Source organism: Streptomyces sp. NPDC006208, assembly GCF_040613775.1.
In the GTDB taxonomy this organism is placed as follows: domain Bacteria; phylum Actinomycetota; class Actinomycetes; order Streptomycetales; family Streptomycetaceae; genus Streptomyces.
In genome coordinates this window covers 1-12626 of record NZ_JBEXSW010000069.1, presented here as the reverse complement: position 1 = coordinate 12626, position 12626 = coordinate 1, and the positions used below count along the sequence as shown (strand labels likewise).

Here is a 12626-nt window from a genome sequence, read left to right as displayed (position 1 = left end):
TGGGGTTCACACATGGGCAACGGCCGGGAAATCGCGAATTGCGAAGCTGCGCGCCATACCGCTGCACCCGCAAAGGATGAGGCCCCGTGACCTTCAAGGCTGAGTACATCTGGATCGACGGCACCGAGCCGACCGCCAAGCTTCGCTCGAAGACGAAGATACTGACGGGCTCCGCCGCCGGCGTCGCCGAGCTGCCCATCTGGGGCTTCGACGGGTCCAGCACCAACCAGGCCGAGGGTCACGCCTCCGACCGGGTCCTCAAGCCGGTCTTCTCCTGCCCGGACCCGATCCGCGGCGGCGACGACGTGCTGGTGATGTGCGAGGTCCTCAACACGGACATGACCCCGCACGCCTCCAACACCCGCGCCGCGCTGGTCGAGGTCTACGAGAAGTTCGCCGCGCAGGAGCCGATCTTCGGCATCGAGCAGGAGTACACCTTCTTCAAGGGCGCGCGCCCGCTCGGCTTCCCCGAGGGCGGCTTCCCGGCCGCGCAGGGCGGCTACTACTGCGGTGTCGGCTCGGACGAGATCTTCGGCCGTGACGTCGTCGAGGCGCACCTGGAGAACTGTCTCAAGGCGGGTCTGGGCATCTCCGGCATCAACGCCGAGGTCATGCCCGGCCAGTGGGAGTTCCAGGTCGGCCCGCTGGCGCCCCTCGAGGTCGCGGACCAGCTGTGGGTGGCCCGCTGGCTGCTCTACCGCACCGCCGAGGACTTCGACATCTCCGCGACGCTGGACCCGAAGCCGGTGAAGGGCGACTGGAACGGCGCGGGCGCGCACACCAACTTCTCCACCAAGGCGATGCGCGAGGGCTACGACGCGATCATCACCGCGTGCGAGTCGCTCGGTGAGGGCTCCAAGCCGCTCGACCACGTCAAGAACTACGGCGCGGGCATCGACGACCGCCTCACCGGTCTGCACGAGACCGCCCCGTGGAACGAGTACAGCTACGGCGTCTCCGACCGCGGTGCCTCGGTCCGTATCCCGTGGCAGGTCGAGCAGGACGGCAAGGGCTACATCGAGGACCGCCGCCCGAACGCCAACGTCGACCCGTACCTGGTGACCCGACTGATCGTGGACACCTGCTGCTCGGCGCTGGAGAAGGCCGGCCAGGTCTGAGCCGAAGGCTTCAGGGCAGGGGGGGCGTCCGCCGATCCGGCGGGCGCCCCTCTCCCGTAGGGTCCTGTCCATGCTGGAGGGGATCGACGACATCGCCTGGGCGGGGCTCGAACACGCCTACGGGCCCGCGGACGATGTGCCGGACCTGCTGCGTGCCGCGCAATCGGCCGACGAGGACGAGCAGCAGCAGGCGTTCGAGGGCCTGTTCTCCTCGCTCTGTCACCAGGGGTCGATCTACTCGGCCACAGCTGCCGCCGTGCCGTTCCTCGCGCAGCTCGCGCTGCACGGGTCCGGTGACCGGGTGCGGATGCTGTGGCTGCTGTGCGGCGCGGCGGACGGCAACGGGCGCGAGTACGCGCAGGTGCGCCGGGCGGTCGCGGAGGTGATGCCGTCCCTGCTGGGCCTTGCCGCGGACGGGGAAGGCGCCGTACGCAAGGCCATGGTGTGGCTGATCAGCGTGTGCGACGACTACGCGCTGCCGCTCCTGCCCCTGCTGCGGGCCCGGCTCGACGAGGAGAACGACCCCGAGATCCGGGCGGACATCGTCACGGCGCTCGGTCTGCTGGACCCTTCCGACGACGCCCGTACCGCCCGGGCGCGCGCCCTGCTGGCCGCTCCGGAACCGCTGGTACGCCGGGCCGCCGCCGTCGATCTGCTGCGTACGGCACCGCTCCCGCTCCCGGTGGACCTGGTCGACCTCGCACTGGACACGTACGACGGCGAGCCCGCTCTCGAGGACGACTCGCCCTGGCCGGAGCACTACCGGTCCCTGGACGAGAGGCTGTTGGACGACCCGGACGCGGCACTGCGGGCCGTCGCCCGGGGTATGCCTCTGGCCTCGGCGATCACACGCATCTGGCGCGACCGCGAGCAGGATGTTCTGCCGTGGCTCGTGGCATCGGTGGAAGGGCCGTACGACCTGCGCGACATCGCGCGCGAGGCGGCGGCGGTGGACGGCGGCGAGCCCGCCCCCTGGCTGGAGGTGCATCTCCGCTCGCCGCAACCGCAGATGCGGGTGGCGGCAACCCTGGTGGCGGTACGGCTGCGGGTCCCGGACGCACTCGGGCTCGTGCTTCGGCTGATGGAGGAGATACCCGGGACCGAGGGTGTGGCCGACGCCGTACGGGCCGCCGTGGAGGTGTACGGCGCGGCGGCGGAGCCGGTCGCGCTGCGGGTCCTGGCCCGGCCCCGCAGCGAGTGGCTCGGCGTGCTGGGAGACTTCCCGGCACTCGCCGCCGCCTCGGTGGACGACCTCGTCCGTCTGCTGCCGCACTCCGCCGGCGTGCTGGGCTCACTCGGCGCCGACGCAGGCCCCGCCGCGACGCGCGCCCTGCTCGGGCATGCGCGCCAGGGCAGCAAGGCGGCGGCACTCGCGTATGCACGCGTCACGGCAGACCCGTCGGTCGTGGTGACAGCCCTGCGCACCGACCTGGCCGAAGGCAACGGCGTGCACACCGCCGGCGAACTCGGGCCCTTGGCGGCCGGGCTGCTGCCGGAGATCGAGGCCCAGCTGGCCAGGCCCTGGTGGCATGTCCAGGCGGCGGCCGCGCTGGCGATCTGGCGGATCACCGGCCGCACCGAGGACACCGCCCCGGTGCTGGCGGAACGCCTCGCCCGCACCGACCAGTTCGCCCCCCATCACCTGGAATGGCTGCGGGCGCTGCGCGACATGGCGCTGCTCCCGGACATCGCCCGCCCCACGGTGGAGCGATTCGCGTACTCCGCCCGGCGCGTCATGTCACCCGACATCCTGAACGACGCGGCACCGCATGCCGATTACGAGGCACGGGCGCTGGCGCGGGAGCTGCTGGCGGCGGTCGCACACTGACCACAGATGTCGACAAGATCACGTATCAACGTGTGGAAGCACCCTGCTGTGACGGCGGGGTGTCTGCTTCAATGGGGACATGGCCGGCTTCCCACACATCGCAACAGGTCGCAGCGACCTCGAGCCGTTCTGGCCGTCCCGGCAGCATGACGACTTCGACCGGGTGTGTTGCCGCGCGGTGAACGCGCAGGCCCTCTAACACCGCTCACCCCGGTCTTCGGCCAGCGCGCACGACGTACGTCCGTCTCTCGACGACTCGACGACTCGACGACTTCCTCCGCGCGAAAGAGCTGACCTCTCATGGCGAACACCCGTATCTCCGCCCGTTCCTTCTCCGCCGCTGCTGCCGCCCCTGCCGCTGCCGCCTCTGCCGCGACCGTGCAGGCCCCTGCGGGCCGCCACCGACTGCGTGCCGTCGACCGTGACGAGGTCGTCGACGTCGTCGATGTCGCGGACTTCCTTCCGCCGGGGGCCACCTGGCTGCCCGCGCCCCAGCACACCCTGCCCGCTCTGCCGGGCCGGCCGCCGATGGTCGGCTATCTGGTGCTCGTACCGGCCGATCAGCAGCCCGCGCTCGTGCCCGCACCCCAGCAGCAGGCTCCGGCCGGTGACGGTCCGGTGCTGATCGACACGGTGCAGCGCACCGCCGCGGTGGACGGGCGGACGCTGGACCTGACGTACCTCGAGTTCGAGCTGCTCGCGCATCTCGTCGCCCATCCCCACCGGGTGCACAGCCGGGACCGGTTGGTGACGACCGTGTGGGGCTACGGACATGTCGGCGACGGCCGGACCGTCGATGTCCATGTGGCCCGGCTGCGCCGCAAGCTGGGTGCCGAGCACCGGCGCACCATTCAGACGGTGCGACGGGTCGGCTACAAGTACACGCCCTGATACGGCAGACGGGCCGGGTCCCGGATCCGTGCGGATCCGGGACCCGGCCCGATGGCTTCTCCGGTTACGCCTTGGCGCGTGCCTTCGCCGTCACGCCCAGCGCGATGTCGATCACGAGGAACGCCAGCAGGCTGATGCCGAGCATCGGGATGAACCAGCCCACCACGACGGTGACCGCGGCGATCGGCAGCAGCGCCGTCGCCGGCAGCTTGCGCCAGGCGCCGCGCGGCATGGGCCGGCCTGCGCTCAGCTTGCGCTCCTTCGTCGGCCTGCGCAGCCACCACATGCGGTAGCCCCAGACGATGAGCAGGATCAGCGCGAGGGCGAGAGCGGCCAGGGCGAGCTGGTTGGCGAGGCCGAACGTCACGCCCATGTGGACGTCGATCCCGAACCGGGTCAGTTTGGCGAGCAGCGGGTAGTCGGCGAACCTGAGCTCGTCCATGACCGTGCCGTCGGCCGGACGGACGGCGACCGAGTCGAGATGGACCGGGAACTGCTTGTCGGTCTCCTTGACGACATAGCCGCTGCCGTCGGCGGGCAGGATGACCGAGATCTCCCCTTCGACGCCCTTGGCAGCCGCCGCCTCGACCACCTTGTCGATGCCGACGTCCGGGCCCTGCTGGGCGACGGAGTCACCGCCGCCACCGCCGTGGCCCTCGTGTCCGTCGCCCGCGCCGCCGCCCGGCGAGAGTTCGGCCGCCACGGACGGGGTCGCGCCGCCGAGCTGCGTCTGGAGCGTGTCGATGTTCGCGCCCGCGTACTTGGACCAGGTCAGACCCGTCGCGGAGAGCACGAGCAGTCCGGCGACCGCCCACACGCCGATCGCGCCGTGCCGGGTCAGGGTCTTGCGGCGGCCCGTGGCGCCGCGCTCGGGAAGGATCAGCTCACGCTTGGAGCGCCGTCTGCGGCCCAGCCACAGCAGCAGACCGCCGAGTGCCACGACCCACAGCCAGCTGGCGGCCATCTCGCTGTAGTTGCGCCCGAAGTCGCCCATGTGCAGGTTGGCGTGAAGTCCGCTGAGCCAGGCCCGCAGCGGGAGAGCCCCGAAGGAGTCGACCAGCTCGCCGCGTATCTCCCCGGTGTAGGGGTTGACGAAGACGGCGAGGGACTCGCCCTCCTCGACCTCGGGGGTGGTCATTAGGACACGGGTGGTCGCGCCGTCCTCGTGGGAGGGCCGGACGGCGGTCACCTCGCCCTCGGGGTGAGCCGTGCGGGCGGCCTCGACCTGGGCCGAGAGGGGCACGGATCGGTCGCCCGTCGGGACCTGCAGCTCATGGCTGTAGACGAGCTTCTCGGCCTGGTGGGAGAGCGCGTAGAGGAAGCCGCTGACGGCGGCGGCCAGAAGGAGCGGGGCGATCAGCAGTCCCGCGTAGAAGTGGATGCGGAGTACGAGGGGGCGCAGGGCGCTCCACAGACCGGCCTTGGTGGTCTCGGGCGCGGCGCCGCCGGTGGCGGTACCGGTCCCGTCCGCGGGTTCGGTGCCCTTGCTGGGGACGTCGATGGACATGGTGGTCCTAGGGAGTCGGCGTTGACATGGGGAGGCGGCCCCAGGTCAGACGGCTGCTCCGGGGGCCGTGGCGCGGGGGACGAGGAGCGCGGGCGGACCCCGCCGCACAAGGGTGTGCGCGAGGACGACCCCGTGCAGCGGGCGCGGCGCACGCGAGAGGGGGCGCGGCGCACGGTACGCCGCGGGCCCGGGCAGCAGGACGGCCCCGAGCAGCAGGCGCACGGGGGTGAAGGCGACTGCGGCGACGGCGTACGCGAGTTTGAGGAACGCCCTCTCGCCGTGGGCGAGCCACAGGGCGCAGCCGACGGCGGCGAGGACGTGGACGGCGATCATGCCGGCGTCCGCGGTGATGCCCGCGGCCAGGGCATCGGTGCCGTCGTGGTGATGGTGGGCGGCCTCGTGCTGCGGGGTCGGCCAGCGCCCGGTCGTGAACAGCAGATGCAGGACGCCCTGCACGGCGAAGAGTCCCGCCCCGAGGGAGCGGACCCCGCGGCGCCGGCCCGCCGCGAGCCAGCCGGCGGCGGCGGTCACCGCGAATGCGGTGAGCAGCGCGGGGACAGGAATGTCATGCGCAGACAGGGACGAATGCCCCACCGCGGCCAAAAGGACAGCCACGGCCGCGAAAAGCGCGGCCCGAAAGGCGCGCAGGGGCGACCGGGCATCCGTCATGAGCTCACATGCTGCCATCCGTACCGTGGGTACGGGGAGAGGGGCCGTTCCTGATCGTTCTCCTGGCAGATCGTTCTCCTCGCAGCGGAATCACTGGTCGTGCCAGGTGAGGGCCGTGCACAGTCGTCCTCATGAGACTTCTGATTCTTGGTGGGACGGAGTTCGCCGGCCACGCGGTCGCCGAGGCGGCGCTGGCCCGGGGGTGGGAGGTGACGGTCTTTCACCGGGGGCGGCACACCGCGCCGGACGGCGTGACGGAGCTGCTCGGCGACCGTACGGACGAGGGCGGCCTCGCCGCCCTCGCGGACACGGCGGCCGAGTGGGACGTGGTCGTCGACACCTGGTCGGCGGCGCCGGCCGTGGTGCGGGACGCGGCACGGCTGCTGGCAGGGCGGGCGGGTCGCCATGTCTATGTGTCGAGCTGCTCGGTGTACACCTGGCCGCCGTCCCCCGGCTATGACGAGAGCGCCCCGGTGGTGGACGGTTCACCGGACGCCGGCGATGTGCCGTATCCGCAGGCCAAGCGCGGCGGTGAACTGGCCGTGCTCGACGCCTTCGGCGAGGAGCGCTCGCTGCTGGTGCGCGCGGGCCTGATCCTCGGCCCGCGGGAGAACATCGGCCGGCTGCCGTGGTGGCTGAACCGGATCGCACGCGGTGGTCCGGTCCTGGCGCCGGGCCCGCGGGACCTGCCGGTGCAGTTCATCGACGTGCGCGATCTTGCCGAGTGGATCCTGCAGGCGGCGGAGCAGGGGCTGAGCGGCCCGTACAACCTGGTGAGCGGGGCGGACCATACGACGATGGGGGCGCTGCTCGAGGCGTGCGTACGGGTCACGGGCTCGTCGGCCGAACTGAGCTGGACACCGGCGGAGAAGGTGCTGGCCGCGGGCGTCGAGCCGTGGACGGAGCTGCCGATCTGGGTCCCGCGGGACGAACTGCCGGAGCTGTACGCCGCGGGGTACGGCCTCGACGTGGCGCGGGCGCTCGGGGCGGGGCTGAAGTGCCGGCCGGCCGGGGAGACGGTGGCCGACACCTGGGCGTGGCTGGAGTCGATCGGCGGCATCCCGCCGCAGCGCCCGGACCGGCCGGTGCCGGGTCTTTCGCCCGAGGTGGAGGCGAAGATCCTGGGCGGATGAGGCGGACCCCCTCGCCCCGTCGCGGTGCCCGGCGGCCGGGCCGCCGCGACGGGTCCGCTCACCAGCTGTCGCTGTAGTGCTGTCGCGAGTCGCAGTTGAAGGCCGTGCCGCCGACACCGGTGCGCAGGCAGATCCCCGGCGTGCAGGTGCCCTCGACGGGTCTGGGCAGCCGGTCCGCGGTCGTGTCGTCGGCGTGCCCGGCGCACGAGCCGGATCCACCGGTGGCGTGGACGGTGTGCGAGAAGCGACCCTCGACCAGGCGCCCGACGGCTCGGTAGCCGTCGGGCGCACCACCCTGGTCGCAGACCAGGAGCCTCGAGGAGAAGGTCAGCCGGCACTCACCGGGTGCGCCGCGTGACGGCGCGGGCCCGACGGCGCGGGAACCGTCTCGCCGTGTTCCAGCTGCGGCAGCCATCGAAGGCCCCGCGGCGTACGCCAGTTACGCTCGCCCAGCAGCGCCATCACCGACGGCAGCAGCACCATCCGCACGATCGTCGCGTCCAGCAGCACCGCCACCGCCAGGCCCACCCCCATCTGCTTCATGTCCTGCATGGAAAGCGTGCCGAAGACCGCGAACACCGCCACCATGATCGCGGCCGCGCCGGTCACCGCGCCCGCCGTGCGGCGGATGCCCTCGCGGATCGCGGTGCGCGTGTCCGCGCCCCGGTCGTACGCCTCGCGGATCCGTGACACCACGAACACGTGGTAATCCATGGACAGTCCGAACAGCACCACCAGGACGAACAGCGGCATCCAGCCCTCGATCGCGCCCACCGCCTCGGTACCGAGCGCCGAGGCTCCCCAGCCGTGCTGGAAGACGGCCACCATGACGCCGTACGCGGCGGCCACCGAGAGCAGGTTGAGCAGGATCGACGTCACCGCGATGACGTACGAGCGGAAGCAGAACAGCATCAGCAGGAACGTCATCGCCGTGATGAACGCGAGCACCGGCACGATGCCGCGCTTCAGCTGGTCGTTGAAGTCGACGGAAGCGGCCAGTTCTCCGCCGACGTACACCTGCGCTCCGGTGCCGTCGAAGGTGTCGGGCACCCGGTGCTCGCGCAGGTCGGCCAGCGCGTCCTTGGAGCGGCTGTCGCTGCCGTTGCCCGGCAGCGGCACCTCGATCTCGGCGACGTCCTGCGCCGGGTGCAAGGTGACCTGGTCCCGGTCGAACGCGGCGAGCGCGGCCCGGATCGGCGGCGACTCGATGTCGTCGGCCTGCACGACCACCAGGGCCGGCGCGGGCCCGCCGGGGAACGCCTCGGTGATCCTCTTGTGCGCGACCGTCAGCGCGGCGTCCGGGCCGAACTGCTTCTCCATCCCCAGCTGTTCGGTCTTCATACCCACCGCGGGTGCCGCCAGCACCAGCAGCACCGCGAGCGAGGCGAAGGCGAACAGCTTCGGCCGGGCGAGGACGGGCTCGAGCACCGCACCCGCGACCGCGCCGCTCTCGTGCACACCCTTCCTGCGACGGCGGTTGAGGAAGGGCACCCGGCCCGCGTCGATACGGTCGCCGAGCCAGGCCAGCAGTGCCGGCAGTACGGTCACCGAGCCGAGCATCGCGATGAACACGACGAGGATCGTGGCAAGGGCGAAGCCCTTGAAGAGCATCAGCCCGGACAGGAACATCCCCGCCATCGCAAGCATCACGGTCACACCGGACACGAGCACGGCCCGCCCGCTGGTCGCGGCCGCGATCCGCAGCGCGGTGTCGGCGTCATGGCCCGCGGCGCGCTCGTCGCGCTCGCGTCGCAGATAGAACAGGCAGTAGTCGACGCCGACCGCCAGGCCCATCAGGAACATCACGGAGTATGTGGTCTGGGACAGATGCAGCTGGTGGCTGGCGAGCGAGAGCAGTCCGAAGGCCGCGATGCACGCGGTGAGCGCGAGCGCGACCGGAAGCAGGGCGGCGGCGACCGCGCCGAAGGCGACCAGCAGAATGCCGAGCGCCAGCGGCACGGCGGTGAACTCGGCCTTCGTGAAGTCCTCGGAGAGCAGATCACCGAGCCACTTCTCGGCACTCGCCTGCCCGAACTGGTGGACCTCGATGCCCTGTTCGCCCTTGCCGGCCTCCCGTACGGCCTCGAGCACCGGTTGCACCCGCTCGGCCGCGGTCTTCGAGTCGCCCTTGATCTCGAAGCGGATCAGGGCCTGCCGGCCGTCCTCGGAGGGCAGCGGCGGCTCGATCTTCTGCACCTCGCCCGTCCCCTCGACGGCCGCCGTCAGCTCGCGCGCCGTGGCCTTCCAGCCGCCCGCCGTATCGCTGCCGACCAGGACGAGCTCTCCGGCCGGCCGGTCGAGGCCCACATCGTCGAGGATCTTCCGGGCCCGTGCGGAGTCGCCCGTGCCCTGCTCCGACTCGGTCATCTCCACCAGCCCGGACGCCCCGCCGAGAACCGTGGCCAGGACGACGAACAGCAGCCAGCCGATGACGGCCGTCTTACGGTGGTGTGCGCTCCACACACCGATACGTGCCGCGAGGTTACGTTTCATTCCCTTGCCCCCAGAGGTCAGCGCCGATCAGTTCGAGTACGACGCTAGAAATCCGCGGACCCGCGCCCCAGCCGTCGAAGCCCCCTGTCACGGAGCCGGAGGGCGAGGCCTCGGGGTGGTGCCAGGTACACCCCTGTGCGGTGTCAAGGGCCAGTGCCTGCGGGCGCCGGATCCGGCGACACTGGTTCCCGGAACCGAACGGCGAGGGGAACACGATGAAAGCGACGAAGGCACGCGACGCGGTGATGGCCGGCGCCCAGGGAATGGCGCTGACCTTGATGGCACTGATCGGATCGGTCACCGTCTTTTGCCTGGCAGTCGTCTCCGTCGCACTGATCACCGTGGGTGTGGGGGTGTTCACCACCCCTCACGCTCTGACCCTGGTGCGGGCCCATGTCGGTCGGCGCCGGCTGCTGGCGGCGCAGTGGTCGGGCGTACGCATCCCCGCGCACTACCGCCCCTTCCCCCGGGACCTGCGCTCCGGCATCACCGGCCAGGTCGAGCGCTGTTCGCTGATGCTGAAGGACCCGGCGACCTGGCGGGACATGCGGTGGCTGCTGGCGGACATGACCGGGGGTGCGATCGTGGCGATCCTGCCGCCGGCGATGATCCTGGACGGCATCTTCGGGTTCGTGCTCCTCGCGGGCGTGTGGCAGCCGATCGTCGAGGCCGACGGCACGTACTGGTACTCGTTCGTGCCGGTCGACAGCTGGGGCACGGCGGGGCTGGCCGCGCTGCTCGGAGTCGCGTGGCTGATTCTCGCGTTCCACGTCAACCCGTACCTGGTACGCACCCACTTCCGGCTTGCCGGCGCCCTTCTCACCCCGAACCGCGAGGAGGAGCTGGAGCAGCGCATCGACCGGCTCACCGAGACCCGGCACGACGCCCTGGACTCGTCGGCCGCCGAACTGCGGCGTATCGAGCGGGATCTGCACGACGGCGCCCAGGCCCGGCTGGTGGCGATGGGGATGAACCTCGGCACCGTCGAGGCGCTGATCGAGACGGACCCGGCCAAGGCGAAGGAGCTCATCTCCAAGGCTCGCGAGTCCTCCGCCGAAGCGCTGACCGAGCTGCGCGACCTGGTACGCGGTATCCACCCGCCGGTGCTCGCCGAGCGGGGTCTGGGCGACGCGGTCAAGGCGCTGGCGCTGCGGCTGCCGGTTGCGGCCGAGGTGGGCGTGGACCTGGCCGGGCGCGCGGAGGCGCCGGTGGAGTCGGCGGCGTACTTCGCGGTGAGCGAGTCGCTCACGAACGCGGTCAAGCACTCGGGAGCGGACCGCGTGTGGGTCGACATCGCGCACACGGACGGCTCGCTGCGCATCGCGGTGACGGACAACGGCAAGGGCGGCGCGGTGATCGGGGCCGGTTCCGGTCTGCGCGGCATAGAACGGCGGCTGGGTACATTCGACGGTGTCCTGGCCGTCAGCAGCCCTGCGGGCGGTCCCACCATGGTCACCATGGAGATCCCTTGCGTGTTGTTCTAGCCGAAGATCTGTTCCTGCTGCGGGACGGTCTGGTCCGTCTGCTCGAGGCCTTCGGCTTCGAGATCCTGGCCGCCGTCGAGACCGGGCCGGAACTCACCAAGGCGCTCGCCGAGTTGGAGCCGGACGTGGCCGTCGTCGACGTCCGGCTCCCGCCGTCGCACACGGACGAGGGGCTGCAGTGCGCGCTGGCGGCGCGCCGGGCACGGCCGGGGCTGCCGGTGCTGGTCCTGTCGCAGCATGTGGAGCAGCTGTACGCACGGGAGTTGCTGGCCGACGGGAACGGCGGGGTCGGCTATCTGCTCAAGGACCGGGTCTTCGACGCCGAGCAGTTCGTCGACGCGGTACGGCGGGTGGCGGCCGGCGGTACGGCGATGGATCCGCAGGTGATCTCCCAGCTGCTGTCGCGGCGTTCGAAGGACACGCCGATGGCCGGGCTGACCCCGCGCGAGCTGGAGGTCATGGAGCTGGTGGCCCAGGGCCGTTCGAACGCGGCGATCGCGACCCAACTGGTGGTCACGGAGCGTGCGGTGGCCAAGCACACGTCGAACATCTTCGGGAAGCTGGACCTTCCGGTGTCGGACGACGACAACCGCAGGGTGCTGGCCGTGCTGGCGTACCTCGACCACGGCCGTACGGCAGGTGACTGACGGTGCGCCGACGGCACCGCGGTCCGAACTCACGGTAACCGACAGGATGCACCTTTTGGCGCTGGAGATTTCTACGATTTCGCTGCACGACTGAACACGGCCCACACCCGGCCCGTATGGAACGACGCGCTACTTCCCTCCCCCGGGATTGGAGTTCCATGGGACGCAATTCGAGAAAACGCTCAACGCTGGCCAACCGGGCGATCGCCGCTTCGGCTGCCCTGATTCTGGGCGGGGGTGGTCTGATAGCCGCCAATTTCTACGCCTCAGCCGGCGAAGGCTGGTACGGCCGCAGCCCCAGCAACGACCAGGTCAAGAACACGGCGCAGTCGGTGTCCACCATCGACTGCCCCGATGTCGGCAATGCGATTCCGCAGGTTCCCCAGCAGGAACGGCAGTCGGTCGACCGTGAACTGGCCACGCTGGACACCCAGATCACCACGGCGTACCAGCGGTTCGCCGACAACAAGGAGCGCGTCCAGAGCGATCGCTCCTTTGCCCAGAACCAGCTTCTGACGCCGCTGAAGAACGAGCGGCTGGTGATCATCCAGCGGATCGTCGCGATGATCGACCGCGGCGCCGAGCGCCCGCAGGGCCTTGAGTCCATGGCGCCGTGCACGCTGCGCGCCGACGAGAACGACAACGGCCAGGACCAGGGTCAGGACCAAGGCCAGGACCAGGGCCAGGACCAGGGTGACGGCCAGGACCAGGGCCAGGACCAGGGTGACGGTCAGGACCAGGGCCAGGACCAGGGTGACGGTCAGGACCAGGACCAGGGTCAGGGTCAGGCGGGCAACGGCCCGGAGGCCGGCGACTTCGTCGACATCGAGTCGGTGCAGCCGAATGTCCAGAACCC

General features: G+C 71.1%; 9 protein-coding genes and 1 pseudogene. 7 read left to right on the top strand and 3 right to left on the bottom strand.

The window, feature by feature from the left end; all coding sequences use genetic code 11:
- Window positions 1-86 precede the first annotated feature (86 nt).
- From glnII to ABZ208_RS35965, 3 genes are all read left to right on the top strand, one after another.
- Window positions 87-1118 carry a glutamine synthetase gene (glnII, locus tag ABZ208_RS35975; protein ID WP_356913659.1) on the top strand — a complete coding sequence of 344 codons (1032 nt, stop codon included), beginning with the start codon at window positions 87-89 and terminating at the stop codon, window positions 1116-1118.
- Between the two features lie 70 nt (window positions 1119-1188).
- A complete protein-coding gene (locus ABZ208_RS35970; protein WP_356913658.1) occupies window positions 1189-2946 on the top strand; it encodes a hypothetical protein in 1758 nt (585 codons plus the stop codon).
- A gap of 300 nt (window positions 2947-3246) precedes the next feature.
- Window positions 3247-3837, top strand: a complete 591-nt coding sequence (locus ABZ208_RS35965) for a winged helix-turn-helix domain-containing protein (RefSeq protein ID WP_356913657.1) — start codon at window positions 3247-3249, stop codon at window positions 3835-3837.
- 64 nt (window positions 3838-3901) lie between these two features.
- Here the strand turns inward: ABZ208_RS35965 and ABZ208_RS35960 are convergent, their stop codons facing one another.
- Window positions 3902-5344 carry a PepSY domain-containing protein gene (locus tag ABZ208_RS35960; protein ID WP_356913656.1) on the bottom strand — a complete coding sequence of 481 codons (1443 nt, stop codon included), beginning with the start codon at window positions 5342-5344 and terminating at the stop codon, window positions 3902-3904.
- Between the two features lie 45 nt (window positions 5345-5389).
- The gene (locus ABZ208_RS35955; RefSeq protein ID WP_356913655.1) at window positions 5390-6013 is read right to left on the bottom strand and encodes a hypothetical protein; all 624 of its coding nucleotides are present in this window, start codon (window positions 6011-6013) and stop codon (window positions 5390-5392) included.
- 131 nt (window positions 6014-6144) lie between these two features.
- Between ABZ208_RS35955 and ABZ208_RS35950 the strand changes: the two genes are divergently transcribed.
- The gene (locus ABZ208_RS35950) at window positions 6145-7146 is read left to right on the top strand and encodes an NAD-dependent epimerase/dehydratase family protein (protein WP_356913654.1); all 1002 of its coding nucleotides are present in this window, start codon (window positions 6145-6147) and stop codon (window positions 7144-7146) included.
- 327 nt (window positions 7147-7473) lie between these two features.
- Here ABZ208_RS35950 and ABZ208_RS35945 read toward each other — a convergent pair whose 3' ends face one another.
- Window positions 7474-9639 carry an MMPL family transporter gene (locus ABZ208_RS35945; RefSeq protein WP_356913653.1) on the bottom strand — a complete coding sequence of 722 codons (2166 nt, stop codon included), beginning with the start codon at window positions 9637-9639 and terminating at the stop codon, window positions 7474-7476.
- A 215-nt stretch (window positions 9640-9854) separates the two neighbouring features.
- On the opposite strand from ABZ208_RS35945, the gene ABZ208_RS35940 reads away from it, so the two are divergent.
- From ABZ208_RS35940 to ABZ208_RS35930, 3 genes and pseudogenes are all read left to right on the top strand, one after another.
- Window positions 9855-11123, top strand: a complete 1269-nt coding sequence (locus ABZ208_RS35940; protein ID WP_356913652.1) for a sensor histidine kinase — start codon at window positions 9855-9857, stop codon at window positions 11121-11123.
- Complete coding sequence (locus ABZ208_RS35935) at window positions 11108-11770, top strand: response regulator transcription factor (RefSeq protein ID WP_328401417.1); 663 nt, start codon at window positions 11108-11110, stop codon at window positions 11768-11770. Before ABZ208_RS35940 ends, ABZ208_RS35935 begins: the two co-directional genes overlap by 16 nt.
- A 158-nt stretch (window positions 11771-11928) precedes the next feature.
- Window positions 11929-12626: pseudogene (locus ABZ208_RS35930) on the top strand (hypothetical protein); the annotation flags it as partial.